Origin of the sequence: Microbacterium sp. NPDC090281 (assembly GCF_044769635.1) — a bacterium.
Taxonomy (GTDB): Bacteria; Actinomycetota; Actinomycetes; order Actinomycetales; family Microbacteriaceae; genus Microbacterium.
In genome coordinates, this window is sequence record NZ_JBIVYH010000002.1 from 558,942 (window position 1) to 583,786 (window position 24,845).

The window sequence follows — 24,845 nt, forward strand, 5'->3', positions numbered from 1 at the left end:
CGCGTCCGGATGTCCGACCCCCACGGCAGGATGAGGGCATGATCACGCTGCTGTCAGCTCCCTCCAACCTCGGTCTCCGCCCGCCCGAGCCCGGTAGCGTGCCCGGTGCGGCGAAAGCTCCTGAGGCTCTGCGCGAGGCCGGCCTCTTCGCGCGGTTCGCCGAGCTCGGGGCCACCGACTCCGGCATCGTGCTCGCCGGGCGCTACGTCGACGACGACGCCACGAGGCCATCCGGCCGGGTGCGCAACGAGAGCGCGATGATCGACCACTCGCAGCGCCTCGCCACGCGCATCGGCGTGGCCCTCGACCGCGGCGAGGCTCCCCTCGTAGTCGGCGGCGACTGTGCGATCCTCCTCGGTGCGGGCCTCGCGACCGCACGCCGCGGCGGTGTCGGCCTCGTGCACATCGACGGCCACACCGACTTCCGCCATCCCGGCAACAGCGACGAATGCGCGAGCGTGGCCGGAGAGGCCCTCGCTGCCGCGGTCGGGAAGCACTGGCCTGAGGTCGCCGACATCGACGGGCTCGGCCCGTACTTCTCTGCAGAGCACACCGCACACATCGGCCACCGCTCCGACGACGAGGAGCAAGAAGAAGTGCGTGGCATCTTGGGCAGGGTCACGCCCGCGGCCGATGTCGTATCCCTCGGTGCAACCAGAGTCGGCGCCGAGTCAGCCGCCGTGGCAGGGCCGGCCTACTGGCTGCAGGTCGATGTCGATGTGCTCGACCCCACGGTCATGCCTGCGGTCGACAGCCCCGATCCGGGCGGCATCAACGCGGCCGAGCTCACCGCACTCCTGCGAAAGCTCGCGCCGCATGCAGTCGGCGCGAGCGTCACGGTGTTCGACCCCGATCTCGATCCCGACGGACGCTATGCACGTCTGCTGGTCGAGGTGCTGAGCGAAGGGCTCGGTGCGCTCGGCAGCCGCGCGCACCGGCCCTGACCGCTCAACCGGGCCTCAGACTTCAGCCCCCCGGCCTCCTCAGGCCCCTGGCTCCGCCACGACCGCGTCTGTCGTGACCCGCACGCGAGAGATCCGTCGACGGTCCAACTCCGCGACCTGGATCGTCGCACCAGGCACCTCGACCGTGTCGCCGACGACCGCGAGGCGCCCCAGCTGCTCGGTCACGAACCCGGCGATGGTGTCGGACGAACCGCGAGGCATCGCCAGGCCGGTCGCCTCCTCGAAGTCCTGTAGGTTGAGTCGCCCGTCGAGTCCCTCGTCGGACGAGATGAACACTTCGGCGTCGTACTCGTCAAAGATCTCGCCGACGACTTCCTCGACGAGGTCTTCCAGGGTGACCAGTCCGTCGGTCCCGCCGTACTCATCGACGACCACCGCGATGTGATGCCCCTCCGCCCGCATCCGGGTCAGGGTCGGCAGCACCCGCGCGGTCGAGGGGATGTAGGGGATGTCGCGCATGAGCGCACTCAGAGGGCGCGTCGGATCGTCGGATGCGGCCTCGAACAGATCGCGCACGTGCACGAAGCCGGTGATGTCGTCGATCGATGTGTCGGCCACGGGGTAGCGCGAGAACGGAAGGTCGCGCACCTGCGCCATCACCTCGCCTACGCTCGCGGCCTCGTCGAGTGCGACCACCTCGGGGCGCGGGCGCATGACCTCGCTGACCTGGCGCCCGCGGAGGGACAGCACATCGTCGAGGATGCGCCGTTCGTCATCGGGCAGCCCCTGATGGCTCGCCACGATGTCGCGCACCTCTTCGTCGGTCATCTCGTCGCTCGTCTTGTGCGGATCGCCGCCGAGCAGCCGGACGAGGGCGTTCGTCGAGACCGAGAGCAGCCAGATCACGGGGCGCATGACCGTGGCGAACCCGTTGAGGGCGGGCGCGATCGCGTAGGCGAACTGCGCGTTTCGCTGGATCGCCAGCCGCTTGGGCACGAGCTCGCCGAGCACCAGCGAGAGGTACGCGATGATGAGCGTCAGCACGAGCGTCGCGACCGTCAGTGCCAGAGCGGGGGCGAGGCCCCACGATTCGAGCACCGGTGCCAGCGAAGGCGCGATCGATGTCGCACCGTAGGCCGCCGAGGCGAACCCGGCGACGGTCACGCCGATCTGCACGGCCGAGAGGAAGGTGTTGGGGTTGCGGGCGAGGGCGGCGACCTTCGCGCCGCGCCGCCCGCGTTGACCGATCGCGTTGATCTGACTCTCACGCAGCGTGACCAGCGCCATCTCCGTGGCAGCGAAGACACCGCCGATCAGCACGAACGCGAAGACGAGAGCGATGTTCCAGAGCAGGTCGCCCATCAGCGGGCCACCTCGTCTGTGGTGGGGTGAGCGCCCGGGATGAACCGGGCGCTCGTACTGTCAGAGTCCGAAGAGTCAGAACAGCGCTGCGCGCTCAAGAGTGCTCCTTGTGTGTCCGGGTGGTGTCGGTGGAAGAAGTGACGGCTGCCGGTGTGCGGCGGGTCTTGATGAGGCTCGCCGCCGTGGCCACCGCGATGGTGAGGCCGATGAACAGCAGCGAGAACCAGATCGGGATCTCGGGGGCCCATTCGACGCCCTGGCCGCCGTTGATGAAGGGCAACTCGTTCACATGCAGCGCGTGCAGGACGAGCTTGACGCCGATGAAGGCGAGGATGACTGCGAGGCCCTGCGCGAGGTAGACGAGGCGCTCGAGCAGGCCGCCGATGAGGAAGTACAGCTGGCGCAGACCCATCAGCGCGAAGGCGTTCGCGGTGAAGACGATGTAGGCCTGGTCGGTCAGGCCGTAGATCGCCGGGATCGAGTCGACTGCGAAGACGAGGTCGATGAACCCGATCGCGATGATCGTGAGGAGCATCGGGGTGACGAAGCGCTTGCCGCTCTTGACGACCGTCAGCTTGTCTCCGTTGTACTCGTCGCTGACGGGCAGGTGCCGACGCACGAACGTCATGAACCGCCCGTTCGCCGGGTTGCTCTCGTGGTTGCTGAACGCCTGACGATAGGCGAGCACGAGCAGCAGCGCTCCGAACAGGTAGAAGACCCACGAGAAGTTCTCGATGAGGGTCGCACCGATGGCGATGAAGATTCCTCGCAGGATCAGCGCGATCACGATGCCGATCATCAGCACCTTCTGCTGATAGATCTTCGGCACCGCGAAGCCGGTCATGACGATGAGGAAGACGAAGAGGTTGTCGATCGACAGGGCCTTCTCGGTGAGATACCCGGCGAAGTACTCTCCGCCGAACGTCCACCCGGAGAAGACGCCGATGCCGACGCCGAACAGCAGCGCGAGGCTGATGTAGAAGATCGACCACCGTGCCGATTCTGCGATCGTCGGCTCGTGCGGCGTGCGCACGTGCGCGAAGAACTCGTAGACGAAGAAGGCGATCGTGATCGCGATCGTGATGATCCAGATCAGCGGGGTGATATCCAAATGAGGACTCCAGACTCGGGGTACGACCGTACCGCCAAAGTCTTCTCCATTCCATTGAACATGGAACCGGTGGCCCGGGATGCGACGTGCATCCGTAATGACGACCCCACCGTGTCGGAGTACTCCCCTTGGTTTCTCCAGATTAGGAGACAACCCTTTGCGGTTCCTGTGGATCTGCCGTAAGCGCACCGTCGCTGAAAGGCGACAGGCCTCCGCGGGCGCGTCGGACGGCAGCGCACCCGCGGAGGCCGCGGTCAGTTGAGGGTGAAGGAGACTGTCGTGGTGTTTCCCGCCACGTCCTGGACGACCATCGTGTTCTGTCCGCTCACGGCACCGAACGTGCCGGGCTTCAAGAAGTTCACGTCGGACCAGGTGTTGTCGGTGAGGTCCTTCGTGATGCCGTTGATCGTGACGAGTGAGACCTTGCCGGCGTCGAACAGCTTGTAGCTCACGAGGTCGTGGTTGCCACCGGAGCCCACCGTGAACGATGCCCCGTCCTTGATCGTCGCGGTCGGCGGCGTCGCGTCGATGGCGAAGGCGAACGCGCCGGTCTGCGCGATGTTCCCGGCGAGGTCCTCGGCGTTGTACTTCACGGTATACGAGCCGTCGGCGAGCGCGAATGTCGCCTGATGGATGCCGCTGGTCGCGCCGTTCATCGCCGACTGCGTGCTCTTGACGAGCTTGCCGTCCTTATAGACGTTGGCGACGATGCGCTTCAGCCCGATGTCATCGGTGGCGTTCACCTGCAACTGCACCTGCGGGGTCGGTCCTCCCGTGGTCGGAGCGACGAGGGTCGCGACCGGCTTCTGCGTGTCGACCGGCGCCGGCGCCTGGCCGAGGGCGACGCGGTCGACCACCCAGAAAGCGCTGTTGGTACCGGTGTAGTGGAAGCGGAACTGCGCGGTGCGCGCCCCGGCCGGCACGTCGAAGGAGAGAGCCTCGTTCGTGTTGGTGTTGGCCGAGTAGGCCTTCAGCGACCGCGGTTCGCCGCCGTCGAAGCTGACGAGCACCTCGGCCGACTGCGGGCCGTCGATGAAGTAGTTGGTCGCATAGGACAACGTCGCCGTGCTCGCCCCCGTGAGCGGATAGGCCGGGCTGACCAGGGTCGAGTCGAACGCGCCGGACGAATGCGACTTGTCGTCCCACTCGTCCGAGTCCGCCACGGCGAAGACGTCACGTGCTCGAACCGACGTCTCCCGACGCTGCCCGAGCTCGACGTTGGTCCAGAACTCGTCGGTGGCGAACGACCAGCCGGACCACTCCTTCACACCCCCGGCGGGCATGCGGGAGTTATCGATCGACCAGCCTTCGGGGGCAGATCGCGTCCACCCCAGCACGTCGGCGCCAGGACGGGTCTCGTCCGCACGGGTCTGCAACACCGGGCGCAGCGAGTCGAAGGCATCCGGAACAAGAGCGGACAGAGCCGTGCCATCGAGGTTCCACGCGGGGTCGGCCGCGATACCCACGGCCGAGAGCACGGTCGGGGCGACGTCGGAGATCTTCACGTCGTTGCGCACACCGGGTTCGATGCCCGGGCCCGCCGCGACCACGAACACCTTCCGCTCTGCGGGGCTGCTGCCGCCGTGTCCGCCCGTCGGGGTGTGCCCGTGATCGGCGGTCACGACGATCAGCCACTCCTCGTCATCCGGGCGGGCATCGACAGCTGCGAGGATCTGGCCGATCTCCCCGTCCGCCTTGGCCAGCGCGCGAGCGTAGGCGGCGCCGTTCGTTCCGGTGCTGTGACCGGCACCGTCGACCTCGTCGAGGTGCACGAACACATCATCGGCTCCGCCGGCGATGGTCTCGACCGCCTTCGCCGTCGTGCCCGCGTCGTTGCCGCCCTGCACACGGGAGTCCACGGTCGAGCCGAAGATCGTCGTCGCGATCGGTGCCCACGTCGCCACCACGGCGGTGGAACGTGCCGGCTGCGCCGCCTCGATGCGCGACAGATAGTCCGGGTACAGGTCGTATCGCGGCGAGGTGAAGTTGTTGTCGACCACGTTGTGCTTGTCGGGCCAGACGCCGGTCGCGATGGTCGACCATCCCGGCCCGGAGATGGTGCCGGCGAGCGGCGTGCCGTACAGGTTGCTCGAGGAGACCATGCCGCGCGCCATCAGGGCGTCGAGGTTGGGCATGTCGGCGTCGTCGAGGAAGTCGAACGAGGCACCGTCGATGCCGACGACGAGCGTCTTGACGGGCTTCGCGTCGCCGACGGCCGCTGCCGGTATGACAGAGAGGGTGGACACGAGACACGCAGCCGCTGTGGCCACGACTACTGCTCGCTTGCGGAACGAGGACATTTCATCTCCGATGACTGTGGGGGTCGCGAGCATGGTGATGTCCATGCCCGGAGCCCAGTCTCGAACCCGCGCCCGCCTCTTCGGCGGTTCCGCGCGAAGGTGTCAATACAAGTTGGCGCTCCGTTCACTCGATGGTGTGGATTTAGGTATCCACCTTCATGAACAGCGGGTCAGCGCACCCGGTGGTGGACACCGAGGAAGAAGATCCCACCACGATCGAGGACGGAATATCACACTCGAGACGCGCCGATCAGTAACATTCCACATTGTACGAGTCATTCCTCTGTCGGACCGCACCCCCGCACGAGCGCTGCTGTGCGCGTCCGCCGATCAGACAGGAGCAGCGAATGCCGCACGCGAGCAACGACGGAACCGAAGACCTGGCGCCCGAACTCGAGAACGCGCGCGAGAGACTCGGAGACGTCACGACGTCCGTCCAGGATTTCTCCCATGAGCAGACCGGGTATCACACGTCATTGAAAGCCCGGCATCTGCAGATGATCGCGATCGGCGGTGCGATCGGCACCGGACTCTTCATGGGCGCCGGCGGGCGGCTGCACACCGCCGGTCCCCTGTTGGCCGTCTCCTACCTGGTCTGCGGGGTCTTCGCCTTCTTCATCCTCCGTGCGCTCGGCGAGCTGGTGCTCCATCGGCCGTCGTCTGGATCCTTCATCTCCTATGCACGCGAGTTCTACGGCGAGAAGCTGGCCTTCGCGGCAGGGTGGCTCTACCTCTTGAACTGGGGAATGGTCGCGATCGTCGATTCCACGGCCGTCGCCCTGTACGTGCACTACTGGTCGGCATTCGATGTCGTTCCGCAGTGGCTTCTCGCTCTGGTCGCACTCGTGGTCGTGGTCGGCCTCAACCTCGTCTCGGTCCGCCTGTTCGGCGAGATGGAGTTCTGGTTCTCGATCATCAAGGTCGCAGCCCTCGTCGCCTTCCTCATCGTCGGCATCGTGGTCCTCGCCGCGGGATGGGAGACGGATCAGGGGCCGACCGGACTCCGGATGCTCAGCCAGAACGGAGGTTTCAGCCCCGAAGGCGTGCTTCCCGCCGTCATCGTGATGCAGGGCGTCGTGTTCGCGTACGCATCGATCGAGCTCATCGGCACGGCTGCAGGCGAGACCGAGAACCCAGCAAAGCTCGTGCCCCGAGCAGTCAACTCCGTGATCTTGCGGATCGGCGTCTTCTACGTGGGTTCGGTGCTCCTTCTCGCACTCCTTCTCCCCTACACCGTGTACCAGGCGGGCGAGAGCCCGTTCGTCACCTTCTTCACCCACATCAGCGGGCCGGAGGTGGGGGCGATCGCCGGAAGCGCCATGAACTTCGTCGTGATCACCGCCGCGGTGTCCGGGCTCAACGCGGGCCTGTACTCGACGGGGCGCGTCTTCCACTCACTCGCAGCGTCCGGCGCCGCTCCGAAGGTCGCCGGTCTGATGAGCAGGCGCGGTGTTCCCGTCGCCGGGATCCTCTTCACCGCGGGGTTCGCCCTGATCGGCGTCTTCCTGAACCTCGCCGTCCCCGACGACGCGTTCGAGATCGTGCTCAACATGTCGGCGCTGGGCATCATCGCCGCCTGGGCGACGATCATCCTGTGTCAGCTGAGGCTGCGCACCTGGGCGAAGCAGGGGCGTGTCGTGCGGCCGTCGTTCCGCCTGTTCGGAGCGCCCTTCACGTCGTACCTCACGCTCGTCTTCCTTGCGTCGGTGATCGTCCTCATGGCCTTCGACTATCCCACCGGCACGTGGACCGTGGCGACACTGATCGTGATCGTCCCGGCACTGATCGGCGGCTGGTTCCTCGCCAGGAAACGGATCATCGAGATCAAGATCGCCAGGGACAGCACGACGACTGAGCGCGTCGCGCTGGACACGGCCGATCCGACCTGACCGCGCTCCGCTACTCCTGGAAGTCGGGCCGGGTGAGCTCCTGCTCTTCTGCCCGGTCGATGATGGCCGGAAGCACCTCGTCGAAGAACTGCACGAGGACGGCGCGGGTCTTCACGGCGTCGCGCTCGAGCATCGCGTCGCGCAGTGAGACGACGAACGCGCCGACGACCTCCCAGTCGAACGCATCTCTGGAGTGCTGGCTGAACCGACGGATCTGCGGCCCGAGGCGTTCGATGATCACCGCTCGCGAGGCGTTGCCCTCGATGCGCGCGAACCCGGTGGCGGTCGCGCGCAACGCGATGCCGAAGCCCGCGACGTCACGCGACTTGACCGAAGAGGCCATCGCGTCGGCGAGCTCGGTGAGATAGGCGATGTCGTCGTCCTGGATCAGGGGCATGACATGGCGAACGGAGCCGATCCAGATGTCTCCGAACAGGTCGACCGCGTTGCGGACCTGGTCGAGGTCGATGGGCGCGACCCTGGTGTAGCGGTTGCGCTGCATCTCGACGAGACCGTGGTCGGCCAGGCGGTCGAGGGCATGACGGATCGGCGTCTTCGACGTCCCGAGACGTTCGGCGAGCTCGTAGTCGCGCAGACGCTCGCCCGGGCGCAGCTCACCGCTGATGATCGCGTCCTGCAACCGGTTGTACGCCTCGTCGCTCATCGATCTGCGCTCGAGCGGTCCGCCTGAGAGTGCCACATTGTCCTCCACTCGAGCACGAAAGCGAAGTAGAGCCTGAAGTTCTACCTACACTGCAATGTATCGCATTCGGCGTAACGGTCGGGAGGATCCGGAGTCGTGGAAGTGGCTGTGCGTACGTTCGCGGAGTGGTGGGAGCGGCATCAGGTGACCCTCTACCTGTCGTCGATCCTCCTCGGCGTCGTCGTCGGGATGCTGCTGCCTTCGGTCGGACAGCCGCTGGAGTCGGCGATCAGCCCTCTCCTCGGCACCCTGCTGTTCGCGACGTTCCTCGGAGTGCCTTTCACCGCCATCGGGCAGGCGTTCACGGACTGGCGCTTCCTCGTCACAGTGCTCGTGCTCAACTTCGTCGTGGTTCCGGCAGTGGTGTTCGGCCTGAGCCGGGTGGTCGCCGCCGATCAGGCGATCCTCCTGGGTGTGCTGCTCGTGCTGCTCACTCCCTGCGTCGACTATGTGATCGTCTTCACTGGCCTGGCCGGCGGCGACCGCTCCCGGCTTCTCGCCGCCACCCCGCTGCTCATGCTGCTGCAGATCCTCCTGCTCCCCCTCTTCCTCACCGTGATCGTCGGCACCGAGGCGACGAGCACATTCGACCCGCGCCCGTTCCTCGTAGCGTTCCTGCTGCTGATCCTGCTGCCGCTCGGGCTCGCCGCGCTGACGCAGCTGCTCGCGAAGAGGTTCGCCGTCGCGCGCGCGATCGAGCGCCTGTCAGCGACGGCGATGGTGCCGCTGATGATGCTCACTCTCGCGACGGTCGTCGCCTCTCAGGTGTTCGGCGTCAGCGACGTGCTGGGCCAGCTGCTGATCACGGTGCCACTCTTCCTCGCCTTCGCCGTGATCATCGCCCCTCTCGGTGCGCTCCTCGCGCGCGCGACCGGCCTGGATGTGCCCGGACGCCGCGCTGCCGTATTCAGCGGCGTCACCCGGAACTCGCTCGTGGTGCTTCCGCTGGCACTCGCTCTGCCCGAGGCGTTCGCGCTCACCCCGCTCGTGGTCGTCACCCAGACGATGGTGGAGCTGCTCGTGATGGTGGTATTGGTCTCAGTGGTACCGCGCCTGATCAGGACGCGCGTCAGCTGATCCGGACCGCGCCTTCGCCGGCGGGGCTGTCGAAGTCGATCCTGGACGCACACCCAGGTTGGGCGCGTACCGTCGGTCGCAGAAGGCACGACAGAAGATCAGAACGCGACGCCCTGACCGGCGGTTCGCGAAGCATCAATCAGGACGACACTCCGCCGCCTCAGGGCGACGCCGGAGAAGAGGTCATCATGGGCGACATCCGCCCGACCGTCCGCACCCGTCCACGCGACAGCGTGAACAGGACATCGAGCACATTCACCGAACTGGCTCAGCAGATCCGCAATCGTGGGTTGCTGCGCCGAAGATACGGCTACTACTGGTCGAAACTCGTGGGCGCACCGCTGGTTCTCGCCGCGTGCCTCATCGGCTTCTTCTGGATCGGCGACAGCTGGTGGCAGTTGTTCACGGCTGCGGCTCTCGCGATCGTCTTCACGCAGATCGCCTTCCTCGGGCATGATGCAGCGCACCGACAGATCTTCGTGTCCGGCCGCTGGAACGACTGGACGAGCCTCGTCCTCGGTGATCTCTTCGTCGGGATGAGCTACGGATGGTGGCAGCACAAGCACACGCGGCACCACGCCAACCCCAACAAGCTCGGCTCCGATCCTGACATCGAGCTCCCGGTCATCGCGGTGACCATCGAGACCGCCGCTCGACATCACAGTCCCGCCGTGCAGTGGATGCGCGGACACCAGGGACTCCTGTTCTTCCCCATCCTCTTCTTCGAGGGGATCTCCCTGCACGCCTCGAGTGTGCGCCGGGTCGTCACGCGGGGTCGACTCGAGCGTCGGTGGGTGGAGATCGCGTTCCTGAGCATCCGGATGATCGGATACCTGGCGATCGTGTTCCTCGTGCTCTCCCCCGGGATCGCCTTCGTGTTCCTCGCCGTGCAGCTCGGTCTCTTCGGGTTCTACATGGGCATCGCGTTCGCCCCGAACCACAAGGGGATGCCCGTGGTTCCGCGCGACCTGACGCTGGACTTCCTCCGCCGTCAGGTGCTGATGAGCCGGAACGTCCGCGGCACCCGCGCACTGGATGTCGCCATGGGCGGGCTGAACTACCAGATCGAGCATCACCTGTTCCCGTCGATGCCGCGGCCGCACCTGCGTCGCGCGGCACCGATCATCGCCGAGTACTGCGAGGCCCACGGCGTGCCGTACACGCAGACGGGTCTGTTCGCGTCGTACGCGATCGTCGTGCGCTACATCAACCGCGTCGGGCTCGGCGAGCGCGACGTCTTCAGCTGCCCTCTCGCCGATCAGCGGCTTGCGATCGGGGCACCGATCCGGTCCTGAACGGCCGCTACGTCTAGCCGCGGACGGTCGCGATCATCCGGTCCAGATCGGCGTCGAGTTCGGCGTCGACCACCTGCCGGGCCGGGGTGACGTCGTGGTACGCGATGATCTCCTCGGCGCCGGCCCAGAACGGCACTCGGGGCTGGAACTCGGGCACGATGCGACGGATCTTCGTGTTGTCGAAGACCATCGGATGAGCTCTGTCGCCGTGCAGGTCGGCGGCGAGCGCTGGCCTGATGGCGGAGATCGCGTCCGAGGACACGTGCACCAGCTCGGGCCGAGCCCCTGCAGCGTCGCCCAGCCACGTGTAGATCTGGTCCCACGTCGGCGCCTGGTCGCCCGTGATGTGGAACGTGTCGCCCAGTGCGTCGCGTCGCCCGAACAGACCGACGAACCCCACCGCGAAGTCAGCCGTGTGCGTGATGGTCCACGGCGAGGCGCCGTCTCCGTGGACGAGGACCGGCCGCCCCTCGCGCATCCTCACCACGTCATTCCACCCCGCGAGAGTGGGCATGCTGGTGCGGTCGTAGGTGTGCGACGGGCGAACGATGGTGACCGGGAATCCCTGCTCGCGATAGGCGACGGTGAGGGCGTCTTCGCACGCGATCTTGTCCCTCGCATACGCCGAGAACGGGTTTCGGAGCGGGGTCGACTCGGTGATCGGGAAGCGCAGCGGCGGCTTCTGATACGCCGAGGCCGAACTGATGAACACGTACTGGCCGATGCGACCGGCGAAGCGCTCGATGTCGGCCTGCACATGCGCGGGCGTGAACGACGTGAACTGCGCCACGACGTCGAACTCCCGGCCGCCCAGGGCAGCCCGCACCGAGTCGCCGTCACGGATGTCGGCCTGCAGCAGCTCGACCTCGCCCGGCAGTGGGCGTTCGCCGGAGCGGCCGCGGTTGAGCACGGCGACCCGATGCCCGAGCTCCACCGCCCGCTGCACCGAAGCCGCGCTGATGACGCCGCTGCCACCGACGAAGAGGATGTCCTGTGCACTCATGTCCCGATCCTGTCATGCCGGGAACACACATCCTGGACCATGTCCCGCTCGCGCGCTTCGAGTCCTTACAGGGTTGAAACAACTCGGTGGTACGGGGGTTCTGACGCACAGTCCGCGGATAGCGTTTCGAGCGTTCGATCGCTCGGGGAACCTCCCCGGCACCATCAGCACCGGGGACCCTTCCATGCCACACAGCCGCTCACACCCTTCGCCTAGTCGGATCATCGCCGTCAACATCGGGGTGCTGGTGTGCGTCGCCGCGATCGTCGTGATCGTCTCCGACCTGCTTCCGGTGATCCCGGCACTGGTGTATCCGCTCGTGTTCACGATCGTCACCGCTGTGCTCCTGGCACTCGCCGTCGCGGCGAGCCGCCGCGGGGCACTGGCCGCGTCCCACATCTGGGCGGGGTGGGCAGGGTTCCTCATCGTGCTGCTCGTGCTGGCGTGGAGCAACCTCTTCGGGTGGGGCGGTGCGCTCAGCACCACGCTGCTGGTCGCGATCGTGCTCAACACCGTCGTCGCCGGTGCCTTCCGAAGCGGCGTCCACCTGGCAGCGGTGCAGCTCGGCTCGCTGATCTGGGCGGCGATCGCCTTCCTGTACGGCATCCCGCCCCTGCCGCTGATCGTCCTCGCGGCGATCGGCCTCTGGTGGCTCGGGGCGGTCGGCTACTCCGCGTCGGTCGTCGTCGCGACCTCCCTCATCCTTCCGGTCGGTGCGACGCTGCTCGTGCACCCGCTCACACACGACGCTCTCGCCGTCGATGGGGGCGACATCGCCACGTTGGCGGGAATGGTCGCACTCGCCTCGCTCCTCGGGAGCATCATCACGCGCCGGGTGCCCGATCCTCGTATCTGGGGCGTGATGCGCCCGACGATCGTCATCGTCCTCATCGCGCAGGCGGCGCTGGGGAGCATCCCCGCGGTCGCCGAGATCTTCCGACCGGAAGACCCGGGGCCGGGCCTGCTCACCGGCCTCTGCGCGCTCAGCATCGCCGCAGCGGTGCTGGTGTTCCGCCGGCATCGAGCGGGCGCCTGGGCCGTCGTCGGATACGGCGGCCTGCTCTGGGCATCGGTTGCGGCACAGGTGCTGCTGCCCGCCCCGATCCCGGCATTGCTGACGCCGGCGGTCCTGTTCGTCCTGCTGTCGCGCATGATGTGGCGCACGGCGCCGTTCTCTCGCAAGACCGTGCACCTCGCACTCGCGATGGCCGTCGACGGTGTCGCGCTGGTACTGCTCGCAGCTCCGACCCCGGGAGGCGCCGCGGTGATGCTGGCCGTGTGCGGGCTGACGATCATCGCGCTGGTGCTGCGCATGCAGCCCGTTCCTCCTCGCGGTCGTACGGAAGCGGTCGCGGACCTGCCGGAAGACGACCGGCCGCCGCGAGACGGAACGCCGATCGCCGTCGATGAGGCGGTGACGAGATGACCCGTCTCAACCGACGGCAGTTCCTCGGCGGCGGGCTCGTCGCGCTGGGGGCCGGTGCGCTCGCGGCAGCGACCTCGATACGCAACTCTCCGGCGACACCCGACACGGCAGGTCCTCGTCGCGACGTCACGCCGACCGATGCACTCGAGACCGAACGAGACTACGACTACATCGTGGTCGGGGCCGGCGCGGGCGGAGGGCCACTCGCGGTCCGGCTCGCCGAAGCCGGCTACACGGTACTCGTCATCGAGGCGGGACCGGCGACGACCACCGCCGACGTCTACGAAGTGCCGGCGTTCCACCTGTTCGCATCCTCCGATCCCGAGATGAGCTGGGACTACTACGTCAGCCACTACACCGACCCCGCCGCACACGGCTCGGCGTTCATCCGTGAACGCGGAGGAGTGCTCTACCCGCGCGCCTCGACTCTGGGCGGATGCACCGCGCACCACGCCCTGTTGATGCTCGCCCCCGAAGACGAGGACTGGAATCGCATCGGGCGGATCACCGGCGACCCGTCCTGGAATGCCGGGTTCATGGCGCGATACCAGGACCGCGTGCGGGAGTGGCTTCCGATCGAGACGAGTCCGGCGAGCATCCTCAGCCAGGACCAGACCCTCGCGCGACTGGTGACGGCAGCGGTCGCTGACACCGCCGATCAGGCCCTGCCCCCGACGGATGTCGATCTGAACCGCGGCGAGATCGGCGGCACGCTGCTCGATCCGAACAACCCGGCCTCGGTGCAGGCCTACCGCGAGGGGGCGGCTCTCATCCCCCAGTCCTCTCGCGACGGAAAGCGCTACGGGGTGCGCGAACGCCTCCTGGAGGCCGCACCCAAGCTGAAGGACAGGCTGTTCTTCCAGACCGATGCGCTCGTCGAACGGGTGCTGTTCGAACCGGGGGCGGATGCCCCGCGTGCGATCGGCGTCGAGCTGCTGCTCGCCCCCTACGCGTATGCGGCGAGCCCCCGCCAGGTTGTTCTGACGAGCGCGGAGCGAGACAGTGCCCGGCGACGCGTGACCGCACGTCGAGAGGTGATCCTCGCGGCCGGCGCCTACAACACGCCCCAGCTGCTGATGCTGTCGGGAGTCGGCGACACCGAACAGCTCGCCGAACAGAACATTCCGGTCGTCGTCGACCTCCCCGCCGTCGGCAGCAATCTGCAGGACCGCTACGAGATGACGGTCGTCACCGAGTTCGACCGCCGTTTCGCCGTCCTGAAAGACGCCACCTACGGGCGTGCGGGCGACCCCGAGCTGTCGAAGTGGCGTGCGGGCGACCCGAACGCGCTCTATCGATCCAACGGTCTTCTCATCGGGCTCAAAGAGCGGTACTCACAGGGGAGCGAGCACCCGGAGCTCTTCCTGTTCGGCGCACCCTCGCAGTTCACGGGTTACCGACCGGGGTTCGCGGAAGACGGCGTGGCCAGCAAGCGTCACTTCAACTGGGCCGTCGTGCGCGGCTTCCAGGAGAGCATGACCGGTCGGGTCAGGTTGCGCTCTGCAGACCCGACCGATGTGCCCGACATCAACTTCGCCTACTTCGCGGACGGTCGCGACACCGAGTCGACGTCGCGCGACCTGGAGGCACTTCGCGAGGGGATCGCCAAAGCGAGGGAGATCAACGAGCGGGCACGGTCGCTGCGATTCGCGGATACGGCCACAGACCGCGAGGTCTATCCCGGCGAGGGCGTCGAGGGGTCAGAGCTCGACGGACTCATCCGCCGCGATGCCTGGGGGCACCATGCCAGCTGCACGGTGCCGATGGGAAAGGTGGGCGACCCCGCGGCTGCCCTCGACTCGCACTTCCGCGTGCAGGGGACCGAAGCACTCCGCGTCGTCGACGCCTCGGTGTTCCCGAAGATCCCCGGGCTGTTCCCTCTGATGGCTCTGTTCGCGTTGAGTGAGCGCGCAGCTGACCTCATCCTCGAGGACGCATCGACTGCCGGAGCATCCGCCGGCGCCGACACGACGGAGTCCGCAGCATGACCTGGCAGAGGTTGGAAACGGACACCCTGCCGAGAACGGCGCGCGCCGTCGTCATCGGCAGCGGATACGGCGGAGGCGTGGTCGCGGCCCGGATCGCCGCTGACCTCCCTCCCGGTGAGACGCTGATACTCGAACGCGGGCGGGAGTGGCTCCCCGGCGAGTTCCCCGATTCCTGGAGCACGGTGCAGCGGAACGTGCGAACGCCCCGCAACCCGATGGGGCTGTTCGACCTCGCCCTGGGAACGGACGTCGATCGCCTGGTCGGATGCGGCCTCGGCGGCGGATCGCTCATCAACGCAGGTGTGATGCTGCAACCGCTGCCCGACGTGTTCGACGACGTGTGGCCGGCGCCGATCGATGCCGACGAGCTCGCCCCTCATGTGGAGCGCGTGCTCGAGGTTCTGAAACCGACGACTGTGACCACTCCGCCGGACCGGACTCGACCGCTCGAGAAGCTCGCCCGGCGACACGGGGTCTCCGTCACCGCCGTCCCCGTGGCCATCTCGCATCGCCCACCGGGGGAGAACGGATTCGGCTTCCACCAGACATCGTGCACGGGGTGCGGCAACTGCATGACCGGATGCAACATCGGCGCGAAGACGACGGTACATGCCAGCTACCTGCCTCTCGCGGCCCGACGAGGGGCGGCCATCGTCACGAGGACCGAGGTGCGGGCGATCGTCCCCTCCCCCGATCCGACGCACCGTTGGCGTCTCACCGGCTGGCGCTATGAGTACGAGCTCACCCACTACCGACGAGTCGAATTCACCCTGGATGCCGACGTGGTGGTACTCGCCGCCGGAGCGCTCGGCTCCACGGGCATCCTGTTGCGCAGCGCGCGGGCGGGCCTGCCCCTGTCCACGGCGCTCGGCAGCCGATTCTCCGGAAACGGCGACGCGATCGCGATCTCCTACAACTCCGCGACCGTCCGGCAGTCAGGAATCGGTGCGGCCGACCAGCAGAATCCGGACCTGGACGTCGGTCCCACGATCACGCGGATGCTCGACATGCGAACAGAATCACCCGGCTATGTCGTGCAGGACGCGGCGGTTCCCTGGCCCATCGCGCAACTGCTGCGACGACTGCTCGGGGCGCGCTTCGCCCTGGCCCGCGACAGCAGGGTGTACTGCGATCTGCGGCCGGGCGGATGCCCCGTGGGATGCAGCGCCTTGGAGCACTCCCAGACCTGGCTCGCGATGGGAAACGACTCCGCCGCGGGCGTGGTGCGCCTCGACGCGCGAGGGGAGCCGGTCATCCGCTGGACGAAAGCCGGTCAACAGGAGGTGTACAAGGCGCAGCACGCGGACTTCGCGGCCCTGAGCGAGTACGCGGAATCGACGTTCGTCACGAACCCGCGCCATGCCGTGCTGAACCGTGGCATCGCCGCACGATCTCCGATCACGGTGCATCCGTTGGGAGGGGCGCCCATGGCGGAGTCCGTCGAGCAGGGTGTCGTCGACGACGGCGGCCGGGTGTTCGCTCCGTCGGGCGGGATCCACGAGGGGCTCTACGTGCTCGATGGCGCGATCTGCCCCCGATCCGTCGGCGCGAACCCCGCGCTGACGATCGCCGCCCTCGCCGAAAGAGGTGCCGCGAAGATACGCGAGTCGGGCATCAGGCGGTCGGGGCCTCGCCCACCGAAGGAGCACTCTCATGATCCGCGCGCTCTTCGTCGTCCTCCTCGCTGCGGTGCTCGCCGTGGTCGCCGTTCTCGACCCCGGCACGGCACGCACACCGTCGACGAGTTCTGCACCGGCCGACACCGCCACGGACCCGACGGAGCAGTCCACTGAGCAGTCGACGGAGCAGTCCACGGTGGTTCCGGGGCTCGTCACCTCGAGGATCGACGTCTCCGGCATCAGCGGACGCGAGGGCACGGTACGCATCGGTGTGCTCGAGCCGGAGGGTGAGCCGGTCGCCGATCTGATCTTCCTGCACGGACATGCCGACCGGCTCGACAACCACCGAGAGCTGTTCCTCGCATTCGCCGCGTCGGGGGTGCGGGTGATCTCCTACGATCTCCCCTCGCACGGGCTGACCGATGCCGGACCGCTCGATGTGTGGAGCTTCGCCGATCTCGCCGCGCTCACCGGCCTCGTCGAGAAGACCACGCGCGATTCCGGCGAGCGCCCGCTCGTGCTCTCCGGGTGGTCGTTCGGCGGTCTGCTGGCGACGAGGATCGCACAGACTCCCGAATACGCTGCGGCGCTGTCCCGTCCGCTCGCCGCGCTCGCTGTCGAGAATCCGGCGCTCGTGCCGCTGCCTTTCAGCGGCGGAGACGGTGTATCGAAGCTGCGCGCGCTCACGCACGATCTCAGCGCCCCGGTCGCTGGACCACCGACTCCGGCGTCTCCGTTCCTGAATCCGGTGTTCGCCGGACGACTGCTCAGCCAGGCGGCGATCGGCCGTTCGACGCCGTTGCCGAATGGCCTCGACACCCTGGTCGTGCTCTCGGATCCTGCCGAGGATCTCTACGTGGACCCGACGGGGATCCGGACGTGGGCGGAGGAGATCGCTCCGCAGGACGGCGCTGCGGTCACGGTGGTGCAGTGCGCCGGATCACGCCACGGCGCCGACATCGAGGCTTGGCCGATCGGTGCGGCCGCCCGCGACGCCATGGTCGACTTCGTCGCGGATGCCGTGGGGTCGCGCCCGGCTCCGGCACAGGCGCCGGAGGTGAGCACGGCATGCGAGTGACCACCTTCACGGAGACGATGCGCGGCACCGTGGCACCGGCTTCGCCGACCGGCCGGTCCGGGCAGGAGTCACTCACCGCACTCGTCGCCGACCACGAGAGGGCGACCCGGAGTGGGGATGCCGGTCCGCTGCTGCTCCTGGATCTGCGGATGCGTCTGCCCGAACCGCAGGGCGCGAAGGACGGCTTCCGCGGCGATGTGCGCGGCGGCCGGATCGTGGCACCCGGCTTCGAAGGTGCAGTGACAGCGGGGAAGGCCGACATCCTGATCCACGACGGGGAACGACGCATCATGCGCTATCGCCTGCGCGCACGGTCGGCAGAGGGCCGCGAGCTGGTGGTCGTCGGAACGAAATACCTGCGTCGCGGTCTGACGGGCGTCTGGGGAGACACCACCACTCTCTATGTCGACGTCTACGACGGGGATGTCGACATGGATGACGGTGGCGAGCTCGAGCAGGTGGAACCGATCATGGTCGGCATCGTGCACGTGCTGCCCCGAGATCTCGTCGGGCAGATGCTCTCGCTGCGCGGACGCCCCCTCGGCTTCGGGTGCGACTTCGTGCGGAGGGTTATCCCCCACCGCGTCCGCAGGTGAATGGATGACGTGAGCGATACGCCCGCAGGCGTATGGCTTCCATGAGGTTGCTTCACCGGCACGATCGCCGAGGCGTAGGACGGAGTCATGACCCTCACCGAGATCCTCCCCACGCTACGACAGAGCATCCCCTCGCCCCTGGACCGCTGGAAGTGGCCGGTGCACTCGGAGCCGACGACCAGGGACGTCGTGGTCGGGGGCATCTCGCTGATGCGCCTGTTCGAGATCGGTGGTTCGCCCGCCGTGCTCACGGGAGACCTGCCGTTGCCCACCGCGGGAACCGACGTGACCGTGATGCTGTTCCGCATCACCCTGCGCGTCGACACCCAGGAGAGCAAGCGCATAGCCCTGACCGACTGCTCCTTCGAGGGAGTCGATGCCGTGTGGGAGGAGTGCCGCGTCATCGGCCGTGCCTCCACGGCACGGACGACGCCGATCGAGCTGATCCCGGGCGAGGATGGCGGCGCAGCGTGGCCGCATCCGGTCGCGATGCTGCCGGCCGATCTCCGGGAGGGCGATGTCGTGGTCGTCCCGTGCGCCGGTGCGGTGACGTTGCGCAGCGTGCGTCCGCACCCGACGATCTCCGCCGGCCTGCCCGCGGCGGTGACGCGATGACCGTACTGCACACGGTGCTGCACGCGACCGCCTTCGTCTGGAACGACCCGCGACGTGACGTTCGGAAGCTGTGGCCGACGGACACGGTGATCGGCGCGCACGACATCGTCGTCGCCGGACGGTCGCTGACCGATCTCGCACGAGACCGACACACGCCCTACGTGCTGATCGCGCCGGTGGATGCATCAGCGGTTCACCCCGAAGCGGATGCACACGTGACGTTGGTGGTCGGACGGATCACCGCCCGCGACGAACGTCACGGATGGCACGACGTCGCGGTGACCGTCGACTGCGATCTGCGCGCGATCATCCCCCTGGTCACCCACATCGAGCTCCTGAACTCTCCGCGCGCCCGAGACCTGGTGCCGACGATCCTCCGCTCCTCCGAGGGAGATGCCCGGCTGCGCGCCCGGCTGCCGAAGACGTCATCGCCGGGAGACCTCGTGGTGTTCGCCTGCACCGGCACGCTCTCACTGAGCCAGGTCGTGGCGCGAGCACATGTCGCCGAACCGAGGGACGACGCCGAGGATGCCGGCGGACCCTGCCGCAAGTATCTGGGCGGCCCGGCCGCCGAGTAGTCGGCACCAGCCGGGCTCCGCGCCACAGTCTTCGATCTAGAGCCTCTCTTGATCAGGCCTCGAAGGACGCCCATCGTCTTCGATGCTGAGCATCCGCAGACGGGTGCTGCTTCTCTGACGGCGTGGCTTGCGGAGCCGGGCCGCACGCAAGCCCTGCCAACGCCCTGCGACAAGTTGTACGTAGAGCGTCACGACACCGGCGATGAGCAGACCTGCGAGATTCACGAGCAATTGGATCCCGGACCCACGCGCCTCGTCCCAGGCCCCCACGGCAAGGGTTAGTCCGATGGTTCCGACCGCCGGCACCGTGGTGATGGAGATGAATACACCGACGAGCGCCGACGACTTCGCCGTCGTAAGCGAGAGGACGCCCGCGATGCCCGCGAGGAGCGCGATGACGAAAGACCAGGCATCCGGGGCGACGATGAACTCTGTCGCCGGCCCGGTGGTCGCTTGCGCATAGGTGATGACGCCCAATGAGTACAGGAACGCCCAGATCCCCCAGGCGAGCACAGCGCAGACCGCGAAGCCTCCGAGAAGCGTGCCCAAGGCTGGCATGATGATGCCACGGCGACGGCGGACGATCGCATACGAGATCGCCGCGATCGGGGCGAACTCCGGCCCGACGACCATCGCTCCGATGATGAGGATCGGCTGGTCGAGCAGCCGACCGACACCGGCGATCAGTGTGGCGAGGAGCAGAAACACGAAGAATGAGACGGACGGGCGCGCGTCTTCCTCGGCCTTGCCCGCGACCTGCGCCCAGAGCACGCCATCGGCCGGATGCCCTGGGGCGAGGCTCTCGGCGCGATCGGCGGCGTTCGACACCACGACCAGCGGTTCGGAGACGACGATGCTCCCCTCCACGGGGATGCCGAGGTGCCGCAGCGACCGCATGATGTTGTTCGCATTCTCCCTGGTCATCTCGAACAGGAACACATCGCCATGACCCTCCATAGCGGCGCCGGGGAGGACGGTGAGGTCGCAGACGGTCGGATCCTGCGCGAGGCTCTCTTGCGCCTGTGGCGAGAGAGGCTGAGAGACGCTGACGCGAACGGAGAGCATGCCCCTATTTTGCTCGCCGTGAGGACGCGGTCACTATAGCGGTGGCGTGCGCGTACGACGCGCGCCAGACGCTGTCGAACCCGGCGCGGTCGATCACTCCCCGACGGCAGGCGAGCGCCGCATCTTCCAGCACCTCCAGCAGGGAATCGAGACGGCACTGCTGCATGTGCTCTTCGACTGTGTCGCTACCGAGCCCCGAGCGACTCGACGACAGAGTGACCGTGCGGCGGCGGATGTCGCGCGAGCGTCGAGAGAGCACGACGCCGATCGGGAGCAGGGCGGTGGCCAGGAGGACCGCGGCAAGCAGCGGGGGCACTGCGGACGCAGTCAGGATCACCCAGAAGACGACCCCGCCCCCGATCGACAGAGGCATGTACCACCGGTGGGCTTCGGCGAGGCGTCGTTCCGCATCCGTCGAATCCGGCGGATAGATGGCGAGCACGCTGGCGACCGTGCCGTAGTGGCTCACGGTCCGCGAGAGATAGCCCCAGCGGGGCGCACGCGCCGACACCGCTGATGACAGCGTGTCGCTGATCTGAGGACGATGAACCGTGGACATGGATCCACCCTCCTCCGGGACCGCGCGCGCGACGACGATACCGACGGAACCCATACGGCGCCGAGTCGTTTCCATGCGCGATGGCGACGCCGGCCTGTCCCCCGGGGCGGAGTCTGGCTACGATGCGAGCATGTCGCGGACGAATCCGATCCTGCAGGGAAACCAGGCCTCCGACGAGCTCGGCCCCGGCGTGCTCGTCTTCCTGTGGCTGCTCATCGCCGCGGTGCTCGTCGCGCCGGCGATCTGCGTGTTCCACCTCGCGAGCGGGAACACTGAGGCGGCGGGCGAATGGATGCCGGGTTCGATCTTCTGCGTCCTAATCGCCCTGCTCCTCCTCGCCGGGCTGCGCTCATCGGCCCGTGACACACGGCAGCTCCGAGCCAACGGCGTTCCCGGAACAGCCACGGTGCTCTCCGTGGAGCCGCTGGAGGACGGACACTCCCTGATCCTGCGGATCTTCGTCGACGGCCTCGAGCCCTTCAACGCGCGCGCCCGGTCCGGATGGGGCAGCATGAAGGTCAGCGAGACGGTCGAGGTGCTGGTCGACCCCGCAGATCAACTGTTCACCATCGTCGATCGCTGATCGCTGATCGCTGATCGCTGATCGCTGATCGCTGATCGCAGCCAGCGTCAGGAGAACAGCCGCTGATAGCGTTGACGCGGCGTACCCGGAGCATGCAACGCGGATTCCGCGGGGCTACCCAGACGAACCGATTGAGATCACTGTGGCTGAACCGACGAATCCGATCCCGACCGCACAGGTGAAGCGCCGGGGCCGCCGCTGGTTCATCGGTGTGTCGGTTGTCGCTGTGGTGTTCTTGGCCCTCGCCTTGGCGATGGTCAGCAAAACGCTCGGCCCGCCGATCGGGTATTCCACCAATGTGACGATCGCCCTGCGATATGTCGCGGACGACGGTCGCACCTACTCGTGCACGTACGACTACAGCACGCCGGATGACGCGCCCATGCCCGCATCCATCGCCCGGCAGATGAACGAGAAGGACTGGTCGGAGACCGGCCAGCTCATGTACGACTGGGCCAAGGACCATCCCACTGATTCCGGGCTGCGCGAGCTCGCAGCCGATGACCCTCGTCCAGCCGACGCACCCGCAACCTGGTCGGCCGCCATGGATAGGTACATCGACTTTCCCCCTTGGCTGGTCCACACAGACAGCGGATCGGAATACGCGCTCAGAACGCAAGCACGCTACGACAGCAACTGCGAAGAAGGACTTGGGTAGACGCAGGCCTCGGAGAAGTTTCCGTGACCAAACCGTTGCATTCGTTATCTCGCCGTTATACAGTGATCACACGGTGAATGTTTGCTGTGGCACTCACCGCATGTGATTGCAGGACACTCTTGGTGCAAGGGACAAGGGCCGGTCGGGAGCCTCTCCGACCGGCCCTTTACTGTTCGCACTATTCTGTGAGGATGACCGATCGCAAGCTCGCCCTGGAGGCCTGGGAGAGCCTGTTCCGCGCGCAGCACGAACTGTTCACCGAGATGATGAGCGACTTCGAGCACAGCGACATCGCACAGGCCGAGTACGACGTGCTGCTCACCGTCACCCGCTCCCCCGGCATGACCGCGCGGTTGCGCGACATCACCTCGAACATGCTGATCAGTCAGCCCAGCGTCTCGCGCCTGGTCGATCGCATGGTCACCCGCGGCCTCGTGGCGAAGTGCGCTGACCCCGACGACGGTCGCGGCGCGCTGATCCGCGCTACCGACGAGGGCGCACGGGCATTCCGCTCGCTCGCCACCGTGCACGGACGCTCGATCGCCGACCGCATGGCGCGCCTCGACGACGACGAGCTGCGTACCCTGCGCGACCTCGCAGAGAAGCTCCGCAAGGGCTGAGCCCGCTTCTGCACAACACTCAGTTGTGCAGCATTTCTCACTTCATTCGGCTTGAGATGACGGCTGTCGCGTCGCGGACGCGCTGCATCTGGCAGGGTGGGGTGCATACGCCCGCGCTCGTCGCCGGCACGTCAGACCGCCCCCTCGGGGGGAACCAGGGAGGTCATTCATGGAGATCGCCGGAATCGTCGGAATCTTCGTCATCATCGGCATCGCCGTCGTCGTCGCCGTCGTCATACTGCTCATCCTGCTGTTGTTCGCACGCAGCTGGATCAAGGTCGCTCGAGCCGACGAGGCCCTCGTCATCTCGGGACGCAAGCAGAAGGTGCAGACGGCTGTCATCGCGACCGACGGATCGAGCAGGTCCGAGATGTCGGAGTCGCCCGTCACGGTCATCGTGAACGGCAAGTCGCTCGTCAACCCGATCACGCAGCGCCACGAGATCATCTCGCTGCGCTCCCGCCAGGTCTCCCTCAACGCCGAGGCGCAGTCGCTCGACAGCGTCACGCTGAACGTCGACGGTGTCGCGATCGTGAAGATCGGCTCCGACCCGATCCTGGTCCGCCGTGCAGCCGAGCGATTCGCCTCGCAGGACAAGGCCATCGAGCAGTTCACCACCGAGCAGCTCGAAGGTGCCCTCCGTGGCATCGTCGCCACCCTCTCGGTCGTCGAGCTCATGCGCGAGCGCAAGAAGTTCTCCGACCAGATCGCCGCCGATGTCTCGCAGGAGCTCGCCGAGCAGGGCCTGATCCTCGACTCGTTCCAGATCAAGGGCATCACCGACAAGGTCGGCTACATCCAGTCGCTCGGTGCTCCCGAGATCCAGGCGAAGCGTCAGTCGGCGGAGATCTCGCAGACCAACGCCGACCGCGCGATCAACCAGAAGAACATCGCCAACAAGGAAGCCAACCTGATCGAGCAGACCGCGCTCGACACGAACACGGCCAACTCCGACTCCGGCATCGGTCGCGCCAGGGCCGAGGCGGAGCAGGCCGAGGCTCTCGCCCGTGCTCAGGCAGAGCAGGCCGTTCTGCAGCAGCAGGCCGAGAACAAGCAAGCCCAGCTCGACGCCGACGTCAAGCGCGTCGCCGACGCACAGCGGTACGAGGCCGAGACCCGCGCCCAGGCCGAGCTCTACACACGCGAGAAGGCAGCAGAGGCCGCCGCGATCGAGCAGGTCAAGCAGGCCGAGGCGCGCACGCGCATCGCCGAGCAGCAGGCACAGGCCGACAAGGCCCGCGCCGATGGTGAGGCCACGGCCGCGATCGCCAAGGCGACCGGTGAGGCCAACGCCCTTCGCGCACAGGCCGAAGCAGAAGCCGAGGCCCGCCGTCTGCGCGCCAACGCCGAGGCAGACGCCATCCGTGCCGAGGGTGATGCCCGCGCCGCCGCTCTCGAGGCCGAGGCCAAGGCCATCGCGTCGAACCAGGATGCATTCCTCTCGCAGCGCGTACTCGAGGTGCTGCCGTCGATCATGGCGGAGTTCTCCAAGGGCTACGCGGCGATCGGCAACGTCTCCATCATCGGCAGCTCGGGCGAAGACGGTGCGTCACAGGTCGTCGGCGCCGACAGCGCGATCGCGATGCGGTCGGTGTTCGACAGCGTGCACTCCGCGACCGGACTCGACCTCGCCGGGATCATCCAGGGCCAGGCCGTCGGCCGCGGTTTCGGCGAGGGCGTGGCTGCAGCCAGCGCTCCCGCCCCGGCGAAGACCCGGGTCTCGACGCCGAGCACTCCGACATCGAGCACGCCGCCGCCGCCCGCCTCACCTGTCGCAGACGCGGAGTAGCCGCACCATCACCACAGCACAGCGGA

General features: G+C 67.3%; 22 protein-coding genes. 15 read left to right on the top strand and 7 right to left on the bottom strand.

What is annotated here, in order from left to right:
• Positions 1–38 precede the first annotated feature (38 nt).
• On the top strand, positions 39–944 hold the full coding sequence (locus ACIQTX_RS16910; RefSeq protein WP_402974262.1) for an arginase family protein: 906 nt from the start codon (positions 39–41) through the stop codon (positions 942–944).
• Positions 945–983: 39 nt separating this feature from the next.
• Here ACIQTX_RS16910 and ACIQTX_RS16915 read toward each other — a convergent pair whose 3' ends face one another.
• From ACIQTX_RS16915 to ACIQTX_RS16925, 3 genes are all read right to left on the bottom strand, one after another.
• The gene (locus ACIQTX_RS16915; protein ID WP_105526477.1) at positions 984–2,267 is read right to left on the bottom strand and encodes a hemolysin family protein; all 1,284 of its coding nucleotides are present in this window, start codon (positions 2,265–2,267) and stop codon (positions 984–986) included.
• A gap of 94 nt (positions 2,268–2,361) precedes the next feature.
• Complete coding sequence (locus ACIQTX_RS16920; protein WP_402974266.1) at positions 2,362–3,378, bottom strand: TerC family protein; 1,017 nt, start codon at positions 3,376–3,378, stop codon at positions 2,362–2,364.
• 254 nt (positions 3,379–3,632) lie between these two features.
• A complete protein-coding gene (locus ACIQTX_RS16925; protein WP_402974269.1) occupies positions 3,633–5,723 on the bottom strand; it encodes an alkaline phosphatase family protein in 2,091 nt (696 codons plus the stop codon).
• Between the two features lie 302 nt (positions 5,724–6,025).
• Between ACIQTX_RS16925 and ACIQTX_RS16930 the strand changes: the two genes are divergently transcribed.
• Complete coding sequence (locus ACIQTX_RS16930) at positions 6,026–7,567, top strand: amino acid permease (protein ID WP_402974272.1); 1,542 nt, start codon at positions 6,026–6,028, stop codon at positions 7,565–7,567.
• A 10-nt stretch (positions 7,568–7,577) separates the two neighbouring features.
• On the opposite strand, the gene ACIQTX_RS16935 is transcribed toward ACIQTX_RS16930, so the two are convergent.
• Positions 7,578–8,267 (bottom strand): GntR family transcriptional regulator, encoded by a 690-nt coding sequence (locus ACIQTX_RS16935; protein ID WP_402974275.1) that lies wholly within the window; start codon positions 8,265–8,267, stop codon positions 7,578–7,580.
• A gap of 99 nt (positions 8,268–8,366) precedes the next feature.
• Here ACIQTX_RS16935 and ACIQTX_RS16940 point away from each other — a divergent pair, with 99 nt between their 5' ends.
• Together ACIQTX_RS16940 and ACIQTX_RS16945 are read left to right on the top strand one after the other, a co-directional pair.
• Positions 8,367–9,347 (top strand): bile acid:sodium symporter, encoded by a 981-nt coding sequence (locus tag ACIQTX_RS16940; RefSeq protein WP_402974278.1) that lies wholly within the window; start codon positions 8,367–8,369, stop codon positions 9,345–9,347.
• A 188-nt stretch (positions 9,348–9,535) separates the two neighbouring features.
• A complete protein-coding gene (locus ACIQTX_RS16945; protein WP_402974281.1) occupies positions 9,536–10,642 on the top strand; it encodes a fatty acid desaturase family protein in 1,107 nt (368 codons plus the stop codon).
• A gap of 13 nt (positions 10,643–10,655) precedes the next feature.
• On the opposite strand, the gene ACIQTX_RS16950 is transcribed toward ACIQTX_RS16945, so the two are convergent.
• Positions 10,656–11,645: an NAD-dependent epimerase/dehydratase family protein gene (locus ACIQTX_RS16950; RefSeq protein ID WP_402974284.1), complete on the bottom strand. Its 990-nt coding sequence runs from the start codon at positions 11,643–11,645 to the stop codon at positions 10,656–10,658.
• 184 nt (positions 11,646–11,829) lie between these two features.
• Between ACIQTX_RS16950 and ACIQTX_RS16955 the strand changes: the two genes are divergently transcribed.
• From ACIQTX_RS16955 to ACIQTX_RS16985, 7 genes are all read left to right on the top strand, one after another.
• Positions 11,830–13,071 (top strand): hypothetical protein, encoded by a 1,242-nt coding sequence (locus ACIQTX_RS16955; protein ID WP_402974287.1) that lies wholly within the window; start codon positions 11,830–11,832, stop codon positions 13,069–13,071.
• Positions 13,068–15,059, top strand: coding sequence for a GMC family oxidoreductase (locus ACIQTX_RS16960; protein ID WP_402974290.1), 1,992 nt, complete (start codon positions 13,068–13,070; stop codon positions 15,057–15,059). The genes ACIQTX_RS16955 and ACIQTX_RS16960 overlap by 4 nt, the downstream gene beginning before the upstream one ends.
• Positions 15,056–16,852 carry a GMC family oxidoreductase N-terminal domain-containing protein gene (locus ACIQTX_RS16965; protein WP_402974293.1) on the top strand — a complete coding sequence of 599 codons (1,797 nt, stop codon included), beginning with the start codon at positions 15,056–15,058 and terminating at the stop codon, positions 16,850–16,852. Before ACIQTX_RS16960 ends, ACIQTX_RS16965 begins: the two co-directional genes overlap by 4 nt.
• Before the next feature lie 97 nt (positions 16,853–16,949).
• On the top strand, positions 16,950–17,756 hold the full coding sequence (locus tag ACIQTX_RS16970; RefSeq protein ID WP_402975574.1) for an alpha/beta hydrolase: 807 nt from the start codon (positions 16,950–16,952) through the stop codon (positions 17,754–17,756).
• Positions 17,747–18,352, top strand: a complete 606-nt coding sequence (locus ACIQTX_RS16975) for a hypothetical protein (protein ID WP_402974296.1) — start codon at positions 17,747–17,749, stop codon at positions 18,350–18,352. The genes ACIQTX_RS16970 and ACIQTX_RS16975 overlap by 10 nt, the downstream gene beginning before the upstream one ends.
• A gap of 87 nt (positions 18,353–18,439) precedes the next feature.
• Positions 18,440–18,967: a hypothetical protein gene (locus ACIQTX_RS16980; protein WP_402974299.1), complete on the top strand. Its 528-nt coding sequence runs from the start codon at positions 18,440–18,442 to the stop codon at positions 18,965–18,967.
• Complete coding sequence (locus ACIQTX_RS16985; protein ID WP_402974302.1) at positions 18,964–19,545, top strand: hypothetical protein; 582 nt, start codon at positions 18,964–18,966, stop codon at positions 19,543–19,545. The genes ACIQTX_RS16980 and ACIQTX_RS16985 overlap by 4 nt, the downstream gene beginning before the upstream one ends.
• Before the next feature lie 36 nt (positions 19,546–19,581).
• On the opposite strand, the gene ACIQTX_RS16990 is transcribed toward ACIQTX_RS16985, so the two are convergent.
• Both ACIQTX_RS16990 and ACIQTX_RS16995 read right to left on the bottom strand, forming a co-directional pair.
• Positions 19,582–20,610, bottom strand: coding sequence for a DUF389 domain-containing protein (locus tag ACIQTX_RS16990; RefSeq protein WP_402974304.1), 1,029 nt, complete (start codon positions 20,608–20,610; stop codon positions 19,582–19,584).
• Between the two features lie 4 nt (positions 20,611–20,614).
• Positions 20,615–21,169 carry a DUF6611 family protein gene (locus tag ACIQTX_RS16995; protein ID WP_402974307.1) on the bottom strand — a complete coding sequence of 185 codons (555 nt, stop codon included), beginning with the start codon at positions 21,167–21,169 and terminating at the stop codon, positions 20,615–20,617.
• Positions 21,170–21,299: 130 nt separating this feature from the next.
• Here ACIQTX_RS16995 and ACIQTX_RS17000 point away from each other — a divergent pair, with 130 nt between their 5' ends.
• The 4 genes from ACIQTX_RS17000 (at position 21,300) to ACIQTX_RS17015 (ending at position 24,819) form a co-directional block, all read left to right on the top strand.
• Positions 21,300–21,752, top strand: a complete 453-nt coding sequence (locus ACIQTX_RS17000; RefSeq protein WP_402974309.1) for a hypothetical protein — start codon at positions 21,300–21,302, stop codon at positions 21,750–21,752.
• Positions 21,753–21,894: 142 nt separating this feature from the next.
• Positions 21,895–22,410, top strand: a complete 516-nt coding sequence (locus ACIQTX_RS17005) for a hypothetical protein (RefSeq protein ID WP_402974312.1) — start codon at positions 21,895–21,897, stop codon at positions 22,408–22,410.
• 191 nt (positions 22,411–22,601) lie between these two features.
• Positions 22,602–23,030: a MarR family winged helix-turn-helix transcriptional regulator gene (locus tag ACIQTX_RS17010; RefSeq protein ID WP_105526456.1), complete on the top strand. Its 429-nt coding sequence runs from the start codon at positions 22,602–22,604 to the stop codon at positions 23,028–23,030.
• 169 nt (positions 23,031–23,199) lie between these two features.
• Positions 23,200–24,819 carry an SPFH domain-containing protein gene (locus ACIQTX_RS17015; protein ID WP_402974315.1) on the top strand — a complete coding sequence of 540 codons (1,620 nt, stop codon included), beginning with the start codon at positions 23,200–23,202 and terminating at the stop codon, positions 24,817–24,819.
• Positions 24,820–24,845 lie beyond the last annotated feature (26 nt).